General features: G+C 42.8%; 23 protein-coding genes. 13 read left to right on the top strand and 10 right to left on the bottom strand.

The annotated features are described in order from the left end of the window. Positions 1-770: MiaB/RimO family radical SAM methylthiotransferase (locus F6K52_RS02490; protein WP_293073565.1), on the bottom strand; the 770-nt coding region annotated here is incomplete at its 3' end. A gap of 394 nt (positions 771-1164) precedes the next feature. Between F6K52_RS02490 and F6K52_RS02485 the strand changes: the two genes are divergently transcribed. Further along, positions 1165-1374, top strand: coding sequence for a hypothetical protein (locus F6K52_RS02485; RefSeq protein ID WP_293073562.1), 210 nt, complete (start codon positions 1165-1167; stop codon positions 1372-1374). Between the two features lie 88 nt (positions 1375-1462). Here F6K52_RS02485 and F6K52_RS02480 read toward each other — a convergent pair whose 3' ends face one another. The 3 genes from F6K52_RS02480 to gloA form a co-directional block, all read right to left on the bottom strand. Beyond that, entirely contained in the window at positions 1463-2887 is a 1425-nt protein-coding gene (locus F6K52_RS02480; RefSeq protein WP_293073559.1) for a carotenoid oxygenase family protein, read from the bottom strand. Positions 2888-2920: 33 nt separating this feature from the next. Continuing rightward, a complete protein-coding gene (locus F6K52_RS02475; RefSeq protein ID WP_293073557.1) occupies positions 2921-3070 on the bottom strand; it encodes a hypothetical protein in 150 nt (49 codons plus the stop codon). Positions 3071-3282: 212 nt separating this feature from the next. Next, a complete protein-coding gene (gloA, locus tag F6K52_RS02470; RefSeq protein WP_293072152.1) occupies positions 3283-3711 on the bottom strand; it encodes a lactoylglutathione lyase in 429 nt (142 codons plus the stop codon). A gap of 357 nt (positions 3712-4068) precedes the next feature. Here gloA and F6K52_RS02465 point away from each other — a divergent pair, with 357 nt between their 5' ends. Continuing rightward, positions 4069-8286 carry a HEAT repeat domain-containing protein gene (locus F6K52_RS02465; RefSeq protein ID WP_293073552.1) on the top strand — a complete coding sequence of 1406 codons (4218 nt, stop codon included), beginning with the start codon at positions 4069-4071 and terminating at the stop codon, positions 8284-8286. A gap of 11 nt (positions 8287-8297) precedes the next feature. On the opposite strand, the gene F6K52_RS02460 is transcribed toward F6K52_RS02465, so the two are convergent. Beyond that, a complete protein-coding gene (locus tag F6K52_RS02460; RefSeq protein ID WP_293073549.1) occupies positions 8298-9290 on the bottom strand; it encodes a transposase in 993 nt (330 codons plus the stop codon). Between the two features lie 193 nt (positions 9291-9483). Here F6K52_RS02460 and F6K52_RS02455 point away from each other — a divergent pair, with 193 nt between their 5' ends. The 3 genes from F6K52_RS02455 to F6K52_RS02445 all read left to right on the top strand — a co-directional run bounded on the left by F6K52_RS02455 (position 9484) and on the right by F6K52_RS02445 (position 10122). Then, entirely contained in the window at positions 9484-9636 is a 153-nt protein-coding gene (locus tag F6K52_RS02455; protein ID WP_293073547.1) for a hypothetical protein, read from the top strand. An 85-nt stretch (positions 9637-9721) separates the two neighbouring features. Further along, positions 9722-9997 carry a hypothetical protein gene (locus F6K52_RS02450; RefSeq protein ID WP_293073544.1) on the top strand — a complete coding sequence of 92 codons (276 nt, stop codon included), beginning with the start codon at positions 9722-9724 and terminating at the stop codon, positions 9995-9997. Then, positions 9994-10122: a hypothetical protein gene (locus tag F6K52_RS02445; protein ID WP_293073541.1), complete on the top strand. Its 129-nt coding sequence runs from the start codon at positions 9994-9996 to the stop codon at positions 10120-10122. Before F6K52_RS02450 ends, F6K52_RS02445 begins: the two co-directional genes overlap by 4 nt. A 33-nt stretch (positions 10123-10155) precedes the next feature. Here F6K52_RS02445 and dtd read toward each other — a convergent pair whose 3' ends face one another. Beyond that, positions 10156-10617 (bottom strand): D-aminoacyl-tRNA deacylase, encoded by a 462-nt coding sequence (dtd, locus tag F6K52_RS02440; RefSeq protein WP_293073538.1) that lies wholly within the window; start codon positions 10615-10617, stop codon positions 10156-10158. Between the two features lie 706 nt (positions 10618-11323). On the opposite strand from dtd, the gene devC reads away from it, so the two are divergent. The 7 genes from devC (at position 11324) to F6K52_RS02400 (ending at position 18791) form a co-directional block, all read left to right on the top strand. After that, on the top strand, positions 11324-12496 hold the full coding sequence (gene devC / locus F6K52_RS02435; RefSeq protein WP_293073535.1) for an ABC transporter permease DevC: 1173 nt from the start codon (positions 11324-11326) through the stop codon (positions 12494-12496). A gap of 10 nt (positions 12497-12506) precedes the next feature. Next, a complete protein-coding gene (locus F6K52_RS36900; protein WP_364415698.1) occupies positions 12507-13601 on the top strand; it encodes an ATP-binding cassette domain-containing protein in 1095 nt (364 codons plus the stop codon). 15 nt (positions 13602-13616) lie between these two features. Continuing rightward, positions 13617-14900: a pyridoxal phosphate-dependent aminotransferase family protein gene (locus tag F6K52_RS02420; RefSeq protein ID WP_293073532.1), complete on the top strand. Its 1284-nt coding sequence runs from the start codon at positions 13617-13619 to the stop codon at positions 14898-14900. A gap of 222 nt (positions 14901-15122) precedes the next feature. Then, complete coding sequence (locus F6K52_RS02415; protein ID WP_293073530.1) at positions 15123-16316, top strand: hypothetical protein; 1194 nt, start codon at positions 15123-15125, stop codon at positions 16314-16316. After that, a complete protein-coding gene (locus F6K52_RS02410) occupies positions 16313-17278 on the top strand; it encodes an NAD-dependent epimerase/dehydratase family protein (protein ID WP_293073527.1) in 966 nt (321 codons plus the stop codon). The genes F6K52_RS02415 and F6K52_RS02410 overlap by 4 nt, the downstream gene beginning before the upstream one ends. Positions 17279-17289: 11 nt before the next feature. Beyond that, complete coding sequence (locus F6K52_RS02405) at positions 17290-18585, top strand: ABC exporter membrane fusion protein (protein ID WP_293073524.1); 1296 nt, start codon at positions 17290-17292, stop codon at positions 18583-18585. Beyond that, positions 18585-18791 carry a hypothetical protein gene (locus tag F6K52_RS02400; RefSeq protein ID WP_293073521.1) on the top strand — a complete coding sequence of 69 codons (207 nt, stop codon included), beginning with the start codon at positions 18585-18587 and terminating at the stop codon, positions 18789-18791. Before F6K52_RS02405 ends, F6K52_RS02400 begins: the two co-directional genes overlap by 1 nt. Positions 18792-18813: 22 nt before the next feature. Here F6K52_RS02400 and F6K52_RS02395 read toward each other — a convergent pair whose 3' ends face one another. From F6K52_RS02395 to F6K52_RS02385, 3 genes are all read right to left on the bottom strand, one after another. Further along, entirely contained in the window at positions 18814-19305 is a 492-nt protein-coding gene (locus tag F6K52_RS02395; RefSeq protein ID WP_293073518.1) for a sterol desaturase family protein, read from the bottom strand. Positions 19306-19896: 591 nt separating this feature from the next. Next, the gene (locus F6K52_RS02390; RefSeq protein WP_293073515.1) at positions 19897-20397 is read right to left on the bottom strand and encodes a hypothetical protein; all 501 of its coding nucleotides are present in this window, start codon (positions 20395-20397) and stop codon (positions 19897-19899) included. Next, complete coding sequence (locus F6K52_RS02385; protein ID WP_293073512.1) at positions 20394-21140, bottom strand: hypothetical protein; 747 nt, start codon at positions 21138-21140, stop codon at positions 20394-20396. Before F6K52_RS02385 ends, F6K52_RS02390 begins: the two co-directional genes overlap by 4 nt. A gap of 522 nt (positions 21141-21662) precedes the next feature. On the opposite strand from F6K52_RS02385, the gene eno reads away from it, so the two are divergent. After that, positions 21663-22961 carry a phosphopyruvate hydratase gene (gene eno / locus F6K52_RS02380; RefSeq protein WP_293073509.1) on the top strand — a complete coding sequence of 433 codons (1299 nt, stop codon included), beginning with the start codon at positions 21663-21665 and terminating at the stop codon, positions 22959-22961. A gap of 172 nt (positions 22962-23133) precedes the next feature. Here the strand turns inward: eno and argC are convergent, their stop codons facing one another. Continuing rightward, a complete protein-coding gene (argC, locus tag F6K52_RS02375) occupies positions 23134-24192 on the bottom strand; it encodes an N-acetyl-gamma-glutamyl-phosphate reductase (protein ID WP_293073567.1) in 1059 nt (352 codons plus the stop codon). Positions 24193-24280: the final 88 nt, after the last annotated feature.

Genomic DNA, 24280 nt, shown 5'->3' with positions numbered 1-24280 from the left:
CAGGCACGGATCAGTCGTTCTGTAAGGTAGCGGGGGTGCGTAGTAGCCCAACGGACCCCCTGCATTCTCAGTATACTGCCAATAGAGTAGAGTAAATCTGGCAGGTTGTGCTGATGCCGCCCCGATTCAGTCACCCCTGGTAAGTCACGTCCGTAAGCATCAATATTTTGTCCTAATAGGGTGATTTCCTTATACCCTTGCCGTCCTAACTCCTCCATTTCTGCCCGAATCGCTTCTGGAGTACGGGATTGCTCTAAACCTCGGACATTGGGGACTACACAGTAGGTGCAGCGTTCGTTACAACCATAAATTATATTAACCCAGGCGCTAATGCTGCTGTCCCGTCTTGGTTTAGTGATGTCTTCAACAATATGAATTGGTTCTGTAGCAACTAGCTGGTTGCCATCAAATACCTGGTCTAGCAAATCCCCCAAACGATTGGCGTGTTGCGGTCCCATGACTAAATCAACTTCTGGGACTCGCCGCAGCAGTGCTTCTCCCTCCTGTTGTGCCACACAACCAGCTACTACCAAGGTCAGGTCTGGTTGTTGGTGTTTGCGCTTTGCCTGTCTTCCTAGGTAGGAATAAACCTTTTGCTCAGCATTATCTCGAATGGTGCAGGTGTTGTAGAGAATTAAGTCAGCCTCGTTGGGATTTTCTGACCACTGGAAGCCTATATCCTCCAGGATTCCAGCCATCCGCTCGGAGTCGGCTTTGTTCATCTGGCAGCCAAAGGTGGTGATATGGTAGCGGCGGGGAAATGAGGTCATCTTACGTTAAACAGCTAAGGATTGGATCAGGGGATCTTCTCTAATTATAGATTTCTCAGACCTACTCCTCTTGCTGATCCCTATCCCAAACCTAAATTACACCCCTAGACAAAACCTATAGATACTTAGCAGCATTTTTCTCTAATCAACATTTTATTAACCAGAAGTTTGCTCTGGTTGGTTTACCTTGCTTGACTCTCTAATCATATCCGTAAATACACTTATTTTAAATATCAAGCTATTTGTATATATCCCTAAAATTATCGTTTTTTTTGAATTTTAATTAAGTTAAGATAGTGTTTTTTTGCTTAATTTATTATTTTTAATACTTGATAATTTATTTAAAATTTATGCGGATATTGCTAGAAACTTATTGAATTAATGAGTAGAAACTTTGAGCAAGGTCACCACCATGGGTTTTCAAAGCTATATCTTGTTGTCTACTCTGTTAGTTACGATTTTAGGAAGTAATGTTTACCTAGGGGATTCTAGTTTTGGAAAGGGATACCAGTCTGATTCTGTTGAACAGCAATTACTAGCTTTAAATGAGGAAAGTTGTCCTCCAGGAACCGGACGGCGAGAGAATTATGATTGTTTAAGTTGAAACTATTGAACCTTAAAAAATTAACTATATTCTGCAGTAAGTAATAGCTACATTTCAGGTGAGTTTATCAGGTAAATTGAAAAGCTCACTACCTGGATTTCCACTGACCATGAAAGCTGAAGGGGATAACCTTTGGTAATCCCAGACGACATATCGGTTCTTGATTTAGGGTGTTTCTACCAAATACCATCACTTCACTAGTATCAGAATTTCCGTCATACACAACTGTTAATATCCAACCCTGGTCAGGATTCAGGCTATCCGGTGCATAGACTGGTTCCGAGGGATAGCGATTTTCACCTAAATCAGCCACAATCAAGGTGCTAGTTTGGTGCTCAAAACATCCAATTGCACCCAATAATTCTTTACTAATATCGACGACTTCGCGATGTACTGATAAATAAGTATGAGGTGAGTATTGTCCTACTAGCTGTTGCGGCACCACAGGAAATTCACAGCTTCTATCCAATAACTGTTGTAACTGCACAACCTGACCAGTGTCAGGATTGAGTCGGGCTTGCCACAGGGTTCCTTTCGCTTTGGTCTTAGTTTGACCAGTAGCCACTTCTTTCAAATACTGATTGGTCTGAAAGTCGGCATAACGGACAAAATCAATCACGATCAAGCCATCTTTCTCCACATAACCATTGCTAAAGTGCCACTGATACCAGGGTTCAGCTTCACCGCGACTGACTACACTAAGGCTGTCACAATCTACGATAATAATTTGGGTTGACTTATTGGGGTGCCACTCCATAGCATCACCATAGCTGCACCAACCCAGAGCTACTTTTAGGAAATTCACTCGCACTGGGGGTACAAAAAATACTAGATACGGCCCTGCCAGAACAAAATCATGGACTAATGGCAAACCCTCTAACTGTAGTGACCCTTGTTTGATAATTTTGCCAGTGGAGTTGCTCTTGTAAATGTTGAGTCTGCTATTAAGTTCAGCCGTCAGTCCAAAGTTGAAAATCTCTCCAGTTTTGGGATCAATCTTGGGATGGGCAGAAAAGCTTGCTCCTTTGCCTAGCCCAGATAAGTCATCAGTGCCTCTGGTTTCCAAGGTCTGCAGGTCTAAGGCATGGGGATAACCACCTTCCCATAGGGCTAACAATTTATTTGGTAATGGTAGCACTGAGGTATTGGCAGCATTTTTAACTGGCTTACTCCAGCGTTTCCAGATAGGTCCTGGTGTTGTCATGCCATAGTTGGGGTACAGTAATTTGTCAGCAGCAGCTTCTGCTTGATAGCCAGAAGTTTGGACGTAGCGATAAACTCCTGTGGCACCAGCAGGGGTAAAATGTACTGCTAAAATTGCTCCATCACCATCAAACCAATGTCCAACCGCTACACCACCTCGCTGTAACCGTGCAGGACCATTTGTATACAGAGAACCTCGCAACCCTTCTGGGATTTTGCCAGAGATGACCGGGAGGGCAGTAGGCGGAAATTCAGTTGCCGGTTTTGCGATCGCATTCGCCCAGCCTTTTGTAGTAGATGCTTGATTCATCGTTGCTATAGCAGTTGTCAAAGGGAGCAGTTTTCAAAGGGAACAGGGAACAGGGAACAGGGAACAGGGAAGAGTGTGGGGAGATAGGGAGATAGGGAGATAGGGAGATAGGGAGATAGGGAGATGGGAAACATTGTCTTGATGCAGTCGCTCATGGGGGAAACCCCCAAGACCGCGCTGCATCGCTTTTATAGGGTTTCCCATACTTACCAGGTAAACTCAATTTTCTTACCCCGATTCCCGACTCCCTATAGTTATTATAGCTTTTATAGGACTCATGAGGTACACATTATTTTTTCCCTCTTCCCTCTTCCCTGCTCCCTGCTCCGAAGTCCCTGCTCCCTAAAAACCAGAAATTTGTACCTCACAAGTCGTAGAATTGCTATAGATAGTTATTACCCAGCAACTGCTGTCGCTTCTGGTTTTTGGGCAGACTCCTGATCTTTGCGCTGGATCAGTTCAATCTTGTATCCACTCGGGTCTTCCACAAAAGCAATCACTGTCGAACCGTGCTTCATCGGTCCTGGCTCCCGCACTACCTTACCACCAAGGGATTTAATTTGGTCGCAGGTTTGGTAGATATCGTCTACACCAAGGGCAATATGACCGAAAGCATCCCCGATGTTGTACTGATCAACCCCCCAGTTATAAGTTAGTTCAATAACTGTGTTGTCAGATTCATCCCCGTAGCCTACAAATGCTAAGGTAAATTTTCCCCCTGGAAAGTCCTTCTGACGGAGCAGCTTCATGCCTAGGACATCGCAGTAAAACTTGATCGATTCCTCAAGATTGCCGACTCGCAGCATTGTGTGTAGCATTCGCATTAGCTTAGTGTCTCCTCTTGAATCAGCTAATTCGGTTTCATTATAGAACTGCTATAGAATAGACTAGATGATTTTACATTTGATGTAGGGTCGGCAGGGTCGCACACAGATCAAATCATCTAGCAATTGTCTGAATAGCCACTGCCCACCAACGATTAATCACAAGGGTGCCAGTCCACTACGCCAGCGCGATTGGCCTTTGGCCTCAGCTTCCGCTAAAAGCGATCGCATAGCGGCTCAATGCTCACGCATCGCATTTTCCCACTCCCTACTCCCTGTTCCCTTCAACCTTCAACCTTCAACCTTGGCCTATTGGCCACGCGTGCGCGTTCAACCAACTAACCTTCAACCTTTAAGATGGTCACTTGGGATTCCTATCTAGCATCAATCCGTCAAGAGTACGCCCAATGGTGGCAATTTTATACCCTCACCGATGTCGAAGACCGCAAGCGCAAGCATCAGCAACAGACCCCTGGGCTATTTAACTTTAATCTGATGGTGCAAACCATCAAGTCGGAGCAGCCACAAACAGACCACAATCAGCAAGAAACTGAGCGCTTGCCTGTGCTGGAAGGATTGCGGAAGTATGCTGCTGACCATGTCTTGCTGGTAGGACGTCCGGGGTCAGGCAAATCCACAGCCTTAGTGCGATTGTTGGGGGATGAAGGAATACAAGACAAAATTCCAGTGCTGGTGGAACTGCGATATCACCAGACATCCGTGTTGGAGTTAGTGAAGGATTTCCTAGAAAGCAATCTTGGTCAACCGCTCGACTCGAAGGAGATCAAAACACTACTGTTTCAGGGAGAATTCTTACTACTGATCGATGGGGTAAACGAGTTACCGTCACAAGAAGCACGCCTGGATTTGACTAAGTTTCGGCAGAAATACCAGAAGACTACTCCAATGATTTTCACCACTAGGGATTTAGGGGTAGGTGGTGACTTGGGGATTGAAAAGAAGTTGGAAATGCAACCCTTGAGTCCAGAGCAAATAGAGGAGTTTGTCCGAAAGTATTTGCCTGACAAGGGAGAGCAAATGCTTACACAGTTGGGCGATCGCTTACGGGAGTTTGGCCAAACCCCCCTACTATTGAAGATGCTATGTGCCCTGTTTCAAAATAAGGGAGAGATCCCGTCCAATCTGGGGTTAGTGTTTCGCTCATTTACCCAGTTCTATTCTGATAACATCAAGCAAGATGTTAAGGTTTCTGACGAATCCAGAGAATTTTGGCCAGACCTGCTGCAACAGTTAGGGTTTCTGATGACAACAGGGGATAATCCCAAAGAGATTACTGTTGCTATTTCCAAGACCAAAGCCCAGGAAATTTTAGCTGACTATCTACGTCAGAAGGATTTTCTCGATCCTGATGTTCGCGCTAGGACTTGGCTAAAAGACTTACTCAACCATCACTTGCTTCAACAATCAGGAGACTTGATTGAGTTTAGACACCAACTGATCCAAGAATACTATACAGCGGAATATTTATTGAAGCAATTACCAAGTCTTAGTGATCGGGAGTTACAACAGAACTATCTCAATTATTTGAAATGGACAGAAACTCTGGTGCTGATGCTGCAATTGGTAGATCATGAAGCCCAAGCGCAGCGGGTGGTAAGGTTAGGATTAGCAGTGGATTGGCAACTGGGAGCTTGGTTAGCAGGAGCAGTAAAACCAGAGTTTCAAGAGCAGACTGTTGGGTTGGTGGTTGGGTTAGATGTTCCTAACTTGCTTAAGGTACAACTTTTGGCAATCACTCAATTAGAAAAAGCTATACCTGAGCTAATTAAATACTTGGATAATGATAATTCAGATGTGCGTTGGGTGGCGGCAAAAGCTTTGCAAGTAATCGGCACAAAAGCCACGATTGAGCCCTTAATAAAATGCCTGGATGACAACAACTATTATGTGATTATTCTAGCGGTAGAAACTCTTGTTAAAATCGGAACGAAAACGACGATTAAACCATTAATAAATTTTCTAGATAGATTACTGGATTATGACAACTTAGATGTGTCTATAAATCTGGCAAAATCTCTGGGTGAAATTGGCAAAGATATAGCGATTAAACCCTTAAGTAAATTCCTGGATAATGACCACTATTCTTTGCGTAGTAGCGCGGCAGAAGCTCTAGGTGAAATTGGCACAGAAGGCACGATTAAACCCTTAATTAAATTGCTGGATGATGAAAACTCTTATGTGCGTAGTAGTGCGGCAGAAGCTCTGGGTAAAATCGGTACAGAAGTAGCGCTTAAACCCTTAATAAAATGCCTGGATGATGAAAACTCTTATGTGCGTAGTAGTGCGGCAGAAGCTCTGGGTAAAATCGGTACAGAAGTAGCGATTGAACCGTTAATAAAATGCCTAGATGATGAAAACTCTTATGTACATAATAGTACGGTAGAAGCTCTAGGAAAAATTGGCACAGAAGCCACAATTTACTGGTTAATAAAATGCTTAGATGATGAAAACTCTTATGTGCGTAGTAGTGCGGTAGAATCTCTGGGTAAAATCGGGACAGAAGTAGCGATTGAAACCTTAATAAAATGTCTGGATGATGACCACTATTCTGTGCGTGGTAGTGCAGCAAAATCTTTGAGAAATATCGGCACAGAAGAAACGATTATACTCTTAATAAAATGCCTGGATGATGACCACTATTCTGTGCGTAGTAGTGCGGCAGAAGCTCTCGGAAATATCGGCACAGAATTAGCGATATATCCATTAATTAAATGCTTGGATGATGACCACTATTCTGTGCGTAGTAGTGCGGCAGAAGCTCTGGGTAAAATTGGCACAGAATTAGCGATATATCCATTAATTAAATGCTTAGATAATCCCCTAATTAAATGCTTAGATAATCACCACTATTCTATGCTTATTAATGCGGTCAAATATCTGGCAAAAATCGGTATAGATTTTAATAATAACCGGTTAATGGAATGCCTAGAATATGACCACTATTTTGTGCGTAGTAGTGCGGCAGAAGCTCTCGGAAATATCGGCACAGAAGTAGCGATTGAACCCTTAACGAAATACCTAGATGATGACCACTATTGGGTGCGTAGTAGCGCGGCAGAAGCTCTGGGAAATATCGGCAAAGAAGTAGCGATTGAAGCCTTAATAAAATGCCTGGATGATCACTACTATGAGGTGCGTAGAAGCGCAGTAGAAGCTTTAGAAAAAATTGGCAAAGAAGTAGCGATTGAAGCCTTAATAAAATGCCTGAATGATGACGACTATGATGTGTGTTGGATGGCAGCAAAAGCTCTGGGTAATATCGGCACAGAAGCCACAATAGACCCGTTAATTAAATACTTGGATCATAAATACCATGATCTGTGTTGGAACGCGGCAGAAGCTCTGGGAAAAGTTGGTCGAGAAAGAACTATTCATAAACTGATTAATCTCCTGAACAACGAAGAATTTGCAGGAACTTATGATATATATATTTTTCATAATACGATTGATGCCCTTAACGCCATTCAAGAACGCTGCCAATTCTACAACCCAACCTATTCTCCCAAACCCACTCCCAAAGCCGATCCTCCCAAACTGATTGCCACTCAAACCATATACATCCTCCACCTCTCGGACCTCCACATCACCACCGGTGAGCAAGCTACCCTTTGGTCAAACCAACTCGCCCAAGACCTCACCCAAGACCTTCAAATCCGTAACCTTGATGCTCTGATCCTCTCCGGTGATATCGCCAATTATTCCACTCCTCAAGAATACCAGGCCGCACAACAGTTTCTCGACAACCTCTGCCAAGACTTCCCCCTAGACCCGAAGCAAATTGTTCTAGTTCCCGGTAACCATGACCTCAACTGGAAACTAGCAAAGCGGGGTTATCAGTTATTGGATCTCGAAGACTACGATGGTGAACTCAAAGAGGGTCACTACATCAAAGGTGAAGATGTGATTCGAGTCCGAGATGAGGTTAAATACCAACAACGCTTTGCCCACTTCAGTGACTTCTATCAAGCCATCAAAGGTCAACCCTATCCCCTAGACTATGACCAGCAAGCCATTATCGACCATCTCCCAGAGCAAAATTTGCTGATCCTAGGACTAAACTCCGCTTGGCAACTGGATCACCACTTCAGAGACCGTGCTAGCATCCACTCAGGTGCTCTGAGCAATGCCCTGACCGAGATTCGCCGTAATAAAGATTACGGCAACTGTCTGAAAATAGCAGTTTGGCACCATCCCCTGAATAGTGATGGAAGCGATAGGATTACCGACCAAGGATTTATGCAACTACTCGCTGTTGCTGGATTCCGCTTGTTCCTCCACGGACACATCCACAAAGCGGAAACTAGCCTTTTCCGTTACGACCTCAGCCCAGGTGGGCGCAAACTCGATGGAATTTGTGCTGGCACCTTTGGCGCACCCACCTTTGAACTACGATCCGCTTATCCCTGGCAATATAATCTACTGAAAATTAACGGTAATCAGCTCACTGTCCGCACTCGCCGCCGGGAAGAAGAAAATGGTGCTTGGAAACCTGATTCACGGTGGGGTCAGGGTCCCGGACTTGGTGGTTTGGATCATTATTCCATTGAGTTGTAGGGAGTCGGGAGTCAGGAGTGATGTTGTGCCAATAGCTGCTCAAATTCCTCAAGGGAGTTACTCTCAAGAGAGTGATCAATCAACTGTTGCAACACAGAGATATCGTCTATGCCATTAATCGCTGCCACCATTTCTGGTGATACCGATTCAAACCGCTTTTGTAAAATTTTAACCACTGTCCCTTGAAAGCCTTCCCGAGATTCTTGAAGTCCTTGTTGAAGTCCTTGTTGAAGTCCTTGTTCCAGACCCCTTTTCATTGCCCTTTCTTCCACTCGACTAATTAAAGGCATCCGTCTTTCCTCCTGATAACGTTCGAGTTCTTGATTCAGCTCCTGTTCTAACGCTTCCGGTAAAGCCATCATCTGGTCAATACACTGGAATAGCTTCACTATATCGTTTTTACTATAACCTTGTTCAAAAAGTCTCCGAACCAGGTACCACTTCCATCGCTTGCGCTCCATCGGTTGTTTATGGGTGGCTTTGGTTTTTAAATGAGCCATCACCACTACTGCAAAGGGATTGGTACTGGATTCCAACACCTGCCACATTGACTCATAGTTGAGTAATTTAACTATGGGAAATTCTAGACTCAGCCGACAACCTCCCAAGCCATATTCATAGGACGATGGAGACCAAGACGCATTTTCATCCCCCAATACCGCTAAGCTAATCACAGGTTTTTCGTACAGGTCAAATGCCCTGTAATGATATTGGTACATTCGCTTGGCAAAGGTTGATTCTTTTTGGCTTTGTACCTCTACATGAATCAACACCCAAGTTTCATTTCCACCACAGAGCCAGACCTGGAATAATTTATCAGCGATCCGTTTTCCTGACTCAGCCGCACCAACTATCTGCTGTAGCTCTGTATCAAGGGCTTGGGGTGTCTGATTCCAATCAATCAGAGTGTGAACTTCGGGAAAACAAAACTGTAAAAATGACTCAAAATAGGCTTGTAAGGCTTCTTTCCAAGGATTGTCATAGTCAGCTATTGGTTCACTCATTTCTATCTTTTCAGACTACATTAATAATCAAAAATATCTAACCATAATGATATCAATTATATCATTAATATCATGGTAATGAATGTATAAAAGTTTATAAAAAAAATAATACTATGGATAAATTAATACTAAAATTACTGAAAGCAATCTATAGGATTTATAAAATAGGTTAAGTACACAATTTTTAAATTTTATGGAAATTGTTCTAGTTCCTGGTAACCATGACCTGAACTGGACACTAGCAGAGGAGGCTTATGATTTATGCGATGCTCTGAAATTGAGTTGTATGGAGTCGGGAATCGGGAATCGGGAATCGGGAGTCGGCAAGAAAAATTCTGACAATTGATTTAGGATTGCTATATCAGAAATGCTTACGGTTGAGTTCAGGCTATAATCAAGGTCTGCGCTAATCTTGAACAGAGGTCAAACCAATGGTAGTTAGGCAACCTCGCTATAGCAAAGAAGAATTTTGTAGGCGTGGAGATTACATCTATCAGACTCAAGTACGCCCTTTGGTTGAAGCAGCCAATCATGGCAGAATTGTAGCGATCGACATTGAAACTGGAGACTTTGAGCTGGCTGATGATATTCTCAATGCTACAAATAGTTTGTTTGAGCGACTCCCAAATGCCCAGCCTTGGATTGTTCGTATTGGGCATCGAGCTGTTCACCGTTTCGGCGCACGGAGCCTCAAACAACATGTATGATGTACGGTGTCGTAAACACAAACTGTGAGGCAACGATTCGGCTGGTTGTTGGTAATGAAAATGCCCAAAGGCAAATGATTGAAGCTGTAGTGGAAGGTGGCACTGTCATAATCGAAGCATTATAATTATCGTTCCCAGATCCGCTGTTCCCTATTCCCTTAGCGCACTGATGCCTCTTTCTCCAACAACAGTGTCACAGGACCATCATTTTCTATAGAAACATCCATCATCGCACCAAACTCACCAGTTTCTACCCGCAACCCACTCATCCGTAACTTATCCACAAATAGTTGATATAATCCCCTAGCGTATTCTGGAGCAGCGGACTGACTAAAGGAAGGGCGGCGTCCTTTGCGACAATCTCCATAAAGGGTAAACTGGCTAACCACCAATAGCTCACCACCTATATCCTGCACCGACTTTTCCCAACGGTCATTACCAGTAGTCTCGTCTGGAAATAGCCTTAATTCTAGACACTTTCGCACCATCCAGTCTAATTCAGCTTCCGTATCAGTATCCGCAATACCGACTAGTAGGTTAAGCCCTCGCCCTATTTTCCCAATAACTTTTCTGTCTACTTGGACTTGAGAGGATTTGACTCGTTGGATGATTACGCGCATAGTCTTAACTGCTAAGTGAGTCATTAGACGCTGGTTGACTGACAAAACTATTCAACCACGTACTGTAGGGTAAAGGCATCTAATTTGGTATAAATTTTAACAGACAAAATCTAATTAACTCAATTTTCTGATGAATCGGGCTTGTTGACAATTAACCGGTCGATTGTAGATTTTTGGTACTCTTGTTAAATTTAAATCTGTTAAATTTTATACCATTTAATCTTGGTTTGCCCTGTATAGCCACGGTTGTCAACTGAAATAATAAATCTGATTGTGGTGCCATCAAGCTTTATTAAAGTTCTTATATAAAATTCCTTATCTAAAAATAAATTCACAGAAACTATTTATATTTTTTGAAAAAATAGATTTTATTTACAAAAAAAATCAGTTATATCAATTGCTTTGTATGCAATCTTGATATATCATCATTTATGATGATGTAAAATAGATAGTGTAGCTTATAGCTATGAGCTACATATATTTAGTTTTCTTTATTAGAATAGCGTTTATCATAGCTATGAAGTACACATTATTTTTTCACTCTTGCCTCTTAGCTCTTCCCTCTTCACTGCTCCCTGCTCCCTGCTCCCTGCTCCCTGCTCCCTAAAACCCAGAGATTGGTACCTCATGGGTATAAGAATTGCTATATCTATGACCTGTTCCCTAAAACAGATTTGCACCTCACCTAATTTAAAACCGTTATACTATGTTTAAGAAAATTCCCATAGCTTGGCTGCAACTAAAATACCAGAAAGGACAAACAATAGCAGCTATCCTGGGAATTGCTTTCACTGCTATTCTACTCTTTATGCAAATCGGGTTTCGCTCTGGTTTTTTAGAAAGTCTGGTTCAACTTCCTTCTAGTTTTCAGAGTGAAGTTTTTTTAATGAGTGCTTCAACTACTACTGTTCTTAAACCAGTGACTTTTTCTGAACGCCGTTTATATCAAGCTTTAGCCTTTAAAGAAGTAGAATCATTTACCCCCATATACATGTCCATAATATTGTGGAAAAATCCCAAAAACAAAGCAGTTTTTATAGAAAGAATTCAGGTCATTGGCTTTCCTGTGACATCCTCAGTGATTGATTTACCAGGAATAGAAGATAATATAGATAAATTAAAACTTGATAATGCGTTTTTATTAGATGAAAAATCTCGACCAGAATTAGCTCCAGTAGTATCTGATATCAAGAACCAAGGAAAAGCGATTACAGAAATAAAAACTAATTCTGGCTTAAAAAAAATAGAAGTTATCGGATTATTCCAGTTAGGTGCTAACACTACATTCAATGGGACTGTAATTACTAGCGATTCAAATTTTTTTAATATATTTGGGAGAAATCGAGAAGAAATAAATTTGGGATTAATTAACCTAAAGCCAGGAGTAGACACCCAGAAAATTATTTCTAAAATGGAAAATTATTTTCCTAATGATGTAAAAATTTTATCCAAATCAGAGTTAATTACTAAAGAAAAGGATTTTTATGAATACGGTTCCCCGGTGGGGTTGATTTTTCGCTTTGGTCTAAGCGGTGCTATTATTGTAGGAACTATTATTCTATATCAAATTTTATATCAAAAAATATCAAAATTTATCAAAGACTATGCTACATTAAAAGCAATTGGTCATAGTCACAATTCCCTGGTAATGATTGTATTAGAACAAACATTGATTTTGGCCATTTTAGGATATATTCCAGGATTGATTTTATCTGGTTTTATGTACGAACAGCTTGCTAAAGATACAAGTCTGAAGTTTGAAATGACATTCAGTGTGGCGATCGCTGTTTTGTTACTGATCTGTTTAATCTGTTTAACTTCTGGTTTAATTGCTGTCAGAAAGCTAAAAGAAGCAGATCCTGCCGATATTTTCAGCTAAAGTGACTTCAATGGAGAATGTTGTTGCTATTCAAAATCTTAATCATTATTACCAAGAAGGGAGAGGACGCAGACAGGTAATATTTAATATTAACTTAACTATCAAGGAAGGAGAAACTTTATTCCTGACTGGAGAATCAGGATCGGGAAAAACTACCTTAATATCCTTGATTGGATGTTTGCGTTCTGTCCAAGAGGGTAGTTTGAAAATATTGGGTCAAGAATTGCGTGGTGCTGGTCAATCTCAATTGATTAATTTGCGTCGTAATCTTGGCTATGTTTTTCAACATTTCAATTTGTTTGATTTTATGAATATCTGCCAGAATGTACAAGTATCCCTAGAACTACAAAAAAACTTTGATCCTGATCAAGCTCGTCTTAAAAGTGAAGCTTTACTTAAAGAAGTTGGTCTGGAACACCGACTAAACGCCTACCCTAGAGAACTTTCAGGAGGGCAAAAACAACGAGTGGCGATCGCTCGTGCCTTAGTCCACCGGCCTAAATTAATATTAGCAGACGAACCGACTGCTGCCCTAGACAGTAAAACAGGTCGAGAGGTGGTAGAACTAATTCAGGGTCTTGCCAAACAACAAGGTAGTGCTGTTTTAATCGTCACTCACAACAACCGGATTCTGGATCTTGCCGATCGAATTGTGCGGATTAAAGATGGTCAGTTAGGAGTAGGATACGTCGAGGAACTCTCCTTAATACTGCCAACCCTGACAGACAAAAAATTAACTGAGATTGCATCGAAGATAGAACTGCGTACTTATGAACCTGGCTTAACCATTATTGGGCAGGGGGATCCTGCCAAAGAATTCTACATCCTTATAGAAGGCACGGTCGAGGTGATTCAAGAGAACGAGGACTCGGAAGCCGTTTTGCTGGAACGGTTGGAGCGAGGTAATTTCTTTGGCGAAATTGGTCTGCTCAAAGGCGAAAAATGTATAGAAAATGTCCGCGTAACCTCTGACTCAGAAGCGAAAGTTATGGTCATAGACCGGGAAACTTTCCTGAAAATGATTTCTGAGTCAAAATTAACGAACGCTGTAATTAATTACCAAATGTTTCAACGTCTCAGTAAGTTTAAAGTTTCAAATAATTAAAGAGGAATATTAATCATGAAAGTTGTCCAAGAGTATATGCAGGGTCTTTACAACCATGGAATCTATCCCGACCAATATATTTGTTTCCAAAAACAAGGAAATCTAGTTGAAATAGAACAAGAAGCTACGGGCATTCGCCATAAGGTTCTTACGTTTTGCACTAACGATATTTTAGGTTTAGTACAATCAGAAGCCGTCAAGCAAGCAGCGATCGATGCCATTCTCCAGTACGGTACGTCTAATAGTTCTTGTCCTACCTTGAGTGGTCGTATTGAACTACATCGTCAGCTAGAACAAGAAATTTCTGCTTTTAAGGGCTTGCCCCATACCCATTTATTTGTCAATGCTTGGATGGCAATCCAGGCTTTAATTGATGGTTTCTGTCACTTGGCAGCACCAGTGCCTGGTTTTAGCAATACCAGAGAAACCTTGATTATGACAGATGTCCTCAACCACGGTTGCATCGTCTCCGCTTTAGTCAATGCTAAAAACCTTTCCGGTAAAGTTGTTAACCATAGTACCAATGTTCGAGTCAAACCTTATCGCCACTGCGATGGGGCTGATTTAGCTCGTAAGTTACGACGTTATGCCCAGCCCAACGATAGGATTATGGTAATTTCTGATGCAGTCTTCTCTATGGAAGGGGATATTGCACCCTTACCAGAGATGCTCGACCTGTTGGAAAATTACCCTGGCAGCGTGATAGTAATGGATGAAGCCCATGCTAGTGGGGCACTTGGAGCTAGTGGAGGAGGAATCTACGACCATTTCGGGATTACCCCCCAGGAAGTACTTGACCGGGGAATAGTACCATTAATTATGACCACCTTCTCTAAATTTGGCGCTTCAGCAGGGGCAGCAATTAGCAGCCATTCTCGTGAATTAATTGACCTATTGGATGTTTGTCCGACTTCCATCGGTACTATTTCTCTCCCCGCGCCAACCACTGCTGCTGCTTTAGAAGCTATCCGTCAAGTTAGGGAAAACCCCCAGTTAGTGCAAAAGCTTCAATCAAATACTCGTTATCTGCGATCGCTCTTGGCAGAGAATGAATTTACTACTATCGGAGAAACCCAGGTCATTCCAGTATTTTTACCTCCAGAACTCAATCCCAAGCTTTTTGCCTCTCACCTAATCGAAAACCACGGCATTTGGGTATCCCCAATTTGGTATAGAGCCAAACCCCGCCTCCGCATTACTGCCAACGCGCTTCATACCCAGGAGGAACTTGAGCATCTTGTCGCAGCGATGGTAGCAACAAGGAATGCTTTATATCAGCCTAAAAATATAGCAATATAGCAATTGTAATTGATTGGTGAAACAGGTGCTCACTAATTTAAGGTGCTCACTAATTCTTAATTCTTAATTCTTAATTCTTAATTCTTAATTCTTAATTCTTAATTCTTAATTCTTAATCATATTACTGCTTCCTTGAGGAATTTTACGATTCAAATTAGACGCTATATTAGGCATGTTTAAATCATCGTTCATCGTTCATCGTTCCAAGATGCCCCATGCCCTATGACTTACAAAATACTTACCGTTACTACGCCTGCTGAAAAGGAAGCTTTTCTGGATGTACCAGCTAGAATCTATCAAAACGATCCCAACTGGGTACAACCTATACGTAGTAGCATTGCCAAACAATTATCTCCCAATAGCCCTTTTACTCAATACGGCCAGCTACAACCGTTTATTGCCATTTCAGAAGGGCAAACCGTGGGGCGTATTGTTGCGGCGGTAAATCAAAGACTGATTGAAAAAGAAGGCAAACCAATAGGATTGTTTGGTTATTTTGAATGCGTTGAAGACTTTGAAATTGCCCAAGCACTCTTAGAAACAGCCTGCCAATGGTTGCGCGATCGGCGTTCGCGTTCGCGCAGCGTCGCCTACGGCGAAAGCGTGGCCAAAGGCCTCAGCCGCGCCAAAGGCGATCGCGGCATGACTGCGATCCGGGGGCCAATAGACCTCTCTATTCATAATAATTGCCTCTTCCTCGTGGATGGTTTTGATTCGCCGCCAATGATGATGATGCCCTATAATCCTCCCTACTATCCAGAATTTATGGAAAAGGCTGGCTGGCCAAAAGCTAAAGATGCCTATGCTTATGATTTTCCCTTAGATAATCCTCTCCCCCATAAGTTTGATAAAGCCTATCATATTGCTTGTAAATCTGGCATTACTTTCCGCCCCATCCGCCTTAAAAATCATGGATTTGAACAAGATTGTCGCAGTATCTATGGTTTATTTACTAAAGCTTTTGCGAATAATTGGAGTTCTACTCCCCGTAGTGAAGAGGAATTTATCGAAGAAGCAAAGGATTTACAACAGTTAGTCGATCCAGACCTTTTTCCAGTTGCGGAAGATAACGGCGAAATGATCGGCTTTTGGATGGGGTTACCGAACTACAATATTGCCCTAAAACAGGTCAATGGTAAACTCAACTGGCTAGGTATGCTCAAGTTTCTTTGGTATCGCCGTCAGATTAATGAACTCCGAGTCATTGCCATGTGTTCTTTACCAGAGTATCGCCGAAAAATGGTGCCTTTAGCCCTGATTTATTTAGGAATGCAGGGAAGTATTCAAAAGAATAAACCCTATCAAAGAGCGGAACTTTCTTGGGTATGGGAAGATAACTATTCCTCCCGTAAGCTGATTGAGGCCGCAGGGGGCAAAATTTATAAGACTTACCGCATTTATGAAAAATCACTATGAAAGCATTTGTAACAGGAGCAAATGGATTCACCGGCTCTCATTTGGTAAAATACTTACAGCAACAAGGTTATCTTGTCAAGGGTTTAGTGCGTAAATCCAGTAATTTATCCCGCCTCGCCAACTGCGATCTAGAGCTAGTGTATGGTGATATTACCAACCGGCAGGTTTTACAAGAAGGGATCGCCGATGTAGATACAGTATTCCACACAGCGGCTTATGTAGACTTGGGATTAGTCAATGAAGCGGAGATGGAACGGGTCAATGTAGAAGGAACCCGCGCTGTATTAGAAGTAGCCCAAGCTGCTCGGGTCTCGAAAATGGTCTATTGCAGCACCATTGGAATATTTGGAGATACCCAAGGTCAGTTGGTGGATGAAACCTTTGACAGAACTCAACAGGACTTTTCTTCTGCTTACGATCGCACGAAATACCAAGCTCAACAGTTGGTAGATCAATATTTCCAGCAAGGTTTACCCGTTGTTAGTATCATGCCTTCTGGTATCTTAGGCGTTGATGACCCCCATTTTGGACCAGTAATTCAGCTATTTCTCAAAAGGCGATTGAAGTTGTGGCCAGGAGGCGATCGCATTACGGGCATCGTTCATGTAGATGACCTAGTTAATGGCATGATTCTTGCCGCAGAAAAAGGTAGACCAGGAGAGCACTATATAATATCCGCTGGGGATCTAACAACCCGGGAAATGTTTAAAATTTTCTCTCAAAAGACTGGTATTCCCATTCCCGCTGAACCTCCAGAACCTGTAGTGAGGCTAGTAGGTAGCCTACTGGACCCCATCGGCAAGTTATTTGCTTGGAATCCCCCCATTAGTGGAGAGCGCGTTCACTACATTTATGATCGCTGTGTTCGAGTTAAAGCCACCAAAGCAGGGCAAGAACTGGGTTGGCAACCTCGCTCTATATCGGAAACATTAGGAGAACTAGTCAGATCTCAAGACAATTAATTTTCTCTTAAATGAAATTCAATTATTCTGATCAACAAAGAGGTTTGTGGCGTGCCTTGCTAGCATTTGCGATCGCTTTTCCCTTGAGCATATTCTTTGTCTACAACTTCCGATATTCTCAGAAAAGTGTTACAAGGGTTTCGCCTCCGGATTCAGAAACTGTAGTACAGCTCAATGCTGTTGCTGCCTTAGGGTTTTTAGAACCTGAAGGAGAAGTTATTCATCTGTCGGGCACTGTTTTAGCAGAAGGTGCGCGGGTTGCTGAACTAGTTGTAAAACAGGGAGAGCAAGTGAAAGCAGGGCAAATAGTTGCGATTCTCGATAGCCATAAGCGCCTCTCAGCAGCCCTAGAAAGAGCCAAGACACAAGTAAAAATTGCCCAAGCTCGTCTCGAACAAGTCCAAGCGGGAGCTAAACCAGGGCAGATTAATGCCCAGAGGGCAAGAATTGAAAATTTACAAGCAGAACTACAGGGTCAAACCGCAGCTCAACAAGCAACCATCGAGGGTTTAGAAGCTGATTTAAAAGGGAAAACCGCAGCTCAACAAGCAACCATCGAGCGTTTAAAAGCGCAGTTGCGTCATGCTAAAACTGAATGCGATCGCTTTGAAAGATTACATATTGATGGTGCGGTAACCGCTTCCGACCGTGACCTAAAGTGCCTAGAAAAGGAAACAGCTCACAAGCTTGTCATTGAATCAGAAGTTACCTTTAAGCAGATTGTAGATAGTGGTCAAGAACAAATCAAAGAAGCTCAAGCCAATCTCCAGAGAACGATCAACACTATTCAACAGCAGCAGACTGAAGCGAAAGCTACCCTCAACCAAATTGCAGAAGTTCGTGCTGTAGACGTAGTGCTTGCCCAAGCTGAACTAGAAGATGCTATGGTTGGCGTTCAACAGGCTCAGGCAGAGCTAGACTTAGCCTACGTGCGATCACCAAGAACCGGTCAGATTTTGAAAATTCACACTTGGCCGGGAGAAATTGTCAGTGATCAGGGAATTGTTGAACTGGGTCGAACCGAGCAGATGTATGTGAAAGCAGAAGTTTATGAAACGGATATCAGTAAAGTTCGTCTGGGTCAGCGCTCAACAATTACTAGCGATGGTTTTCCAGGGGAATTAAACGGTATTGTAGATCAGATTGGTTTGCAAATTGGGAAAAAAGAAGTGTTTAGTACTAACCCTGTAGTTGACGTGGACGCTAGAGTTGTAGACGTTAAAATTCGCCTTAACTCAGAAGATAATCATAAAGTTGCAGGCTTAACGAATTTGCAGGTTAAGGTAGTGATTGATACTTCCAAGTAATGATCAACAATTGTGATCAACAATTTGGGGTAAGCTATTATAGCGTTTCTACGACTCATGAGGTACACATTAGTTTTTACCTCTTCCCTCTTCCCTCTTCCCTCTTCCCTCTTCCCTCTTCCCTCTTCCCTCTTCCCTCTTCACTGCTCCCTGCTCCCTGCTCCCTGCTCCCTAAAAACCAGAAAATTGTACCTCACTCGTCCTGATAATTGCTATATATCAATTCCCTTACTTCCACCTAAGTTCTATAAATCCTCGTTCCGGTTGATTCAATACTTCTTCAGTGAGCCATTCGACCGACTGATAAGTACCGAACACATGATCCCACCAGTCTACCCCTAAACCAAAGTTATGGTGCCACATATTATACTGATGGTGAACATAATGAACAGGCATTTTCATCCAAAAACATTTGGTGGGATTATCATGCTGTAACTGATGGGCATAAGCGGAAAAAGCTGCATAAATTAGACCGCCTACAAACCAGCCTATTCCCGCTGACCAAGAAATAAAAAACATTGGACATAAGATAATCAAAGAGCCTTTGAGATAGTCTCGGAACTCCCAGAGTACCCCTTGTCCTTCATTACGACGATGATGATCCCGGTGACGTTCTCCAATTTTATGGGAAAAATGCATCAAGCGATGTATCCAGTATTCAACAAAACTGGCGAAAATAAAACCGGTCACTACCATTATTAATACAGTAAGTAAATTCATATTACTCATATTCCTAATTTAGACAATGATTATTGTTATATATAGCCATTCAGAATTATATCTGACACATATTTGGGATATAACTAAATACTTACGACTCCTATTATAACCATTGATTTATAATTGCTATATAATGATTGTGTCTGTTGTTTAAGCAACAGTACTATAGAATAAAAATCCTTTATTAGGCTAGCACGATCAACCCGATGTATTCTTCATTGTTAACAGTGACCATCAACCGGACATTCATGGAAAATTCTATCACGGCTGATGCCCCTTGTTTTGCCGGATGATTGAAGTCCAGTCAGAATGTCAGAAGTCAGAAGTCAGAATCACTAGACTCCTCTAGCTCAACTTTTTTTTATATTCCTTCTCAGCCAAAATCTCAGGCAGTTGTGCTTCAATTCGATCTTTAAAAGAGCGGTACTCCAGGAAATGTTTGCCAGGCATAATTTTGCTTCATACAATTGCCATAAACAAAAGTTTATCTCTCTCCAGATAAGCTTTTGAGCACTTTTGACTTCATTTTTTGTAACTCAACCACCATGAGACGTCCTAGCACACAAAGTCCCCAATGAACCACAATTAGACCTAAAACCTAATTAACGATAATACCAAAAGAAAGGCAATTTCTAACAGATAAGTAATGCAAACGCTACGGTTTAATAAACCATCCCAAAGATAGCCCTGACGTTTGGGAGTATTACTGCGCTTAAAGGTACGACTCCAGCCAGTGAAAATAGCTGGGCTGCGCAAATTACACTCCTGAGTCAAAATTTCTTCAATTTGTACCAAACGGGGATAGAAACCACGCTGGAAGTGTTTCCATTGACTTTCTAGAATCCAGAAAAACAGGGGAATAGCACACCCAATCAGGGCGATGCTATTGTCTTTCTCTTTTAAGACCATGCGCACAACCACACCAGTGGCCGTAATCCCCAAGGCTTTAATCACCCAGATTTGTTTGTTGTAATCTTCTACAGTAGTTTGCAGGAAAAAATATTCCTGTTTGAGCAGATTTAGCTCGAATTCTGAGCCCGATGGGGGTTGGGGGTCGATGGGTGATGGGCTAGACATAACGTTGGTGTTCAAGTAGACACAAAGTGTTTCTTGTGCAAAACCTTTTGCATCGCTTTCATCTGAGCTTTGACCTGTTGCAGCTGACTTTCAAGTTGCTGAATATCTTCCGATGGTAATGATACTACTTCAGAATAGGATTTAAGACCAGTATGGGTTTTACCATTACCCACACCAGGATGCGTTCCCCTAGCGTGGCCTACGGTCAATCCCGTGTACTCACCGCTTTTGGCTGGCACCTTCACCGCAGATTTAGCTACTGGTTGATTTTCTCTCGACCCAGTCTTAGTCACCAGTGGTTCACGGTTTGACTGGAAGCTAGAACTAGTATAGACGGTGTAGTTAATTGGCTGCTGTGGCGATGTCTGATTCTCGATCTTCTTTTCTAAAGGCTTGTGTTGAGGAACGTCCTGCTGGGATTCTGAAAGCCTAAGTTTTTCTAATAATTCTTCCTTTTTTTGAATTTGTTGTGCTAGATCTGATAGCTGTGACTGAAGTTGAGATGACTGTTGAGCAGACTGTTGCCATCCTGCTATGGCAACACTGGCCATACCAGCTCCTAGGCTAATCACCGTTGCTAAGGTCAGGTAAGGCGTTGCCGCATCTCGCACATTACCGTAGTATAGTTGCTCCTCCTGTACTTTAATGGATAATGGCTGAGCACCGAACCAGCCTACGGGTAAGGTCAGCGCAGCAAATACTGTTGCTGAAATCAATGCTGGCCTAAACACAAATTTCTGAAGTGGGGAGGAAGTCATATAGTATATTATTGCCTTTAACAACCGGTCAGTAAGAGTGCTTAAAACTTAGCCATCTTAACTAGTCTTCCCCTAGCTTATTTAAAATAATTTTAGTTATTTGTGAGCCAACTATAAAATAATTGTGATTATTTTCAGCAATTTTCGTGAGCCATATCACCATTAGTATGGTGGAAACATTTAGGGCGATTATATCAACAATACTCTAGGTATAAAAAACTGTGTATTGTTGATGTTCCAGACCTTAAAGTGGCACACTCTGATCGTAAACATTAAGTTATCAGTACCCAGTTATCAGCACCAAGGAGTCAGCTTTTCAACCATGGCTCATACGCGACACGCTAATAGCGGATAGCTCACAGCTCCTAAGAGCTGAGATGGCTGACATGATTGATTAACTAGGAGATTGAAAACAAGTAACGTTCTGTTCGCGTAGCGTGGCCAACGGCCAAGGCCTTTCTTATCCTAGGGCGATTTAACGATTAAGGCAGTTGCAATCTTTACAGAATTAGAGGAAAAAGCATGTTGACTAAATCAGAAACTGCAATTGCGGCAATTGATGCCAGAGAGATATTAGATTCTCGTGGACGTCCGACAGTAGAAGCCCAAGTGCGCCTTGTTAGCGGTGCGGTGGGAATTGCCCAAGTTCCCAGTGGTGCTTCTACTGGTACTTTTGAAGCCCATGAACTACGAGATAATGATCCCCGTCGCTACGGTGGTAAAGGGGTACTCAAGGCAGTATCGAATATCAAAGAAAAACTCGCCCCAGACCTATTGGAAAACGATGCTCTCAACCAAATGTTGCTTGACCACAAGATGATTCGTCGGGATGGTTCGGCCAACAAAAAGAATATGGGAGCAAATGCCATCCTAGCGATTTCTCTAGCTACAGCTAAAGCGGCAGCGGCTAGTAAAGGACTACCCCTTTACCGCTACTTAGGTGGACCACTAGCTAATCTACTACCAGTTCCGTTGATGAATGTGATCAACGGTGGTGCTCATGCGGATAATAATGTAGATTTTCAGGAATTCATGATTGTACCAGTGGGAGCCCAGTCATTTCGAGAGGCTCTGCGCTGGGGAGCTGAGGTTTTTGCCGCCTTGGCTAAGGTATTGAAAGAGAAAAAATTGCTTACCGGTGTGGGAGATGAAGGTGGCTTTGCTCCCAACTTGGGGTCAAATAAAGAAGCGCTAGACTTATTGATTGCGGCTATAGAAACATCTGGGTATAAGCCAGGGGAACAAATCGCTTTAGCGATGGATGTGGCTGCGAGCGAGTTCTACAAAGATGCTCAGTATGTCTATGATGGCGCATCTCACTCACCAGAGGAGTTTGTTAACTATCTAGCTGAGTTGGTGGGGCAATACCCCATTGTTTCCATTGAAGATGGACTCCACGAAGAGGATTGGAGTAATTGGCAGTTACTTACTGAAAAACTCGGTTCCCGCATTCAGTTAGTGGGTGATGACCTATTTGTTACCAATCCCACCAGGCTACAAAAAGGTATTGATATCGGTGCGGGTAATTCGATCTTGATTAAGCTTAATCAAATTGGTTCCTTGACCGAAACTCTTGAAACCATTGACTTAGCAACTCGCAACGGTTTCCGTTCTGTGATTAGTCACCGTTCTGGGGAAACCGAAGATACTACCATTGCTGATCTAGCTGTTGCTACTCGGGCTGGTCAAATTAAAACAGGTTCTCTGTGCCGTAGTGAACGGGTGGCTAAGTATAACCAGTTGCTGCGGATTGAAGATGAATTAGGCGATCGCGCCATTTATGCTGGAACTTGTGGCATGGGACCGCTGTGTCAGGGGTGAAGGTTATTGGCTTAGAAGGTTAGGAGGTTGAACGCGAACGCGTGGCCTTTGGCCAAGGTTTAAGGTTTAAGGTTTAAGGTTTAAGGTTTTTTGGTGGGGAGTTTAGGAGGAATGGTTTTTTCCTATCTCCCCCTACTTTTGGTATCTTCTGCACATCCGTCCCACAACTGATTCACGGATAAAAACTCAGTTGAGGCAAGCCTAGGGTTTCATCCCAACCCATCATCAGATTCAAGCACTGTACAGCTTGACCAGCTTGACCTTTCAGCAAGTTGTCGATGACTGACATAACGATAACTCGGTCAGTTCGGGTATCGACTTCTACCCCTATGTAACAAAGATTAGTGCCACAAGCCCACTTGGTTTGGGGATAGGTGCCACTGGTTAACACCCGGACAAAGGGAGAGGCGCGGTAAAAGGCCGTGTAAATGGTGAATAAATCTTCCCTGACTAGTCCCGGATCCTGCAATGTGGCATAAACGGTAGCTAGGATTCCCCGTACCATGGGAACGAGGTGGGGTGTAAATTGCACCCTGACTTCATGACTGGCTAAATGACTGCAAATTTGCTCAATTTCTGGGGTATGGCGATGATGGGTCACGCCATAAGGGGCTAGAGAGCTGTCGGCTTCTGCTAGTAAGAGATTGGTTTTTGCCTGGCGTCCACCCCCAGAGGTACCGGATTTGGCATCGATAATGGCAGTGTCTGGAATAATCAGACCCTGTTTGAGCAGGGGAGCAAGGGCGAGCAGGCTGCTTGTGACGTAGCAACCAGGACAACCGACTAATTCGGCAGAGGAAATGCGATCGCGATACAGTTCCGGTAAACCATAAACAGCAGTAGCAGCAGTGTCTTGGTCGTGGCGCTCTCCACCGTACCAGCTTTTGTAAGTTTCAAGTTTACTAAATCGATAGTCAGCTGAGAGATCGAGAACTTTTAATCCTTTTGATAACAGTGATGGTGCTAGCTTATGGGCTAAACCGTTAGGCAAGGACAGAAATACTACCTGACAACGGGATACAATAGTATTTATGTCAATAGGCTCAATGGTTAAATTAACACGATGGCCTAGATGAGGGTAAAGCTCGGCAAATCCCTTGCCAGCACTGCTTTCTCCACCCAAATAAACTATATCGACTCCTGGGTGATCCATCAAGAGCCTTACAAGTTGTACGCCACCATAACCAGAAGCACCAATTATGCCTACTGGCAGGCGTTCTAAATCCCCCATCATGTTCCTTTCCTATAGGGTAAGAGCTTTGACATCCTCCCCCACTAAGGGCTAATTGCTGGCTCAGTGGGAGATTCTCAACCTTGGG

Origin of the sequence: Moorena sp. SIO3H5 (assembly GCF_010692395.1) — a bacterium.
GTDB lineage: Bacteria > Cyanobacteriota > Cyanobacteriia > Cyanobacteriales > Coleofasciculaceae > Moorena.
The sequence above is the reverse complement of the archived record's forward strand: the minus strand, read 5'-3'. Positions and strand labels throughout refer to the sequence as shown.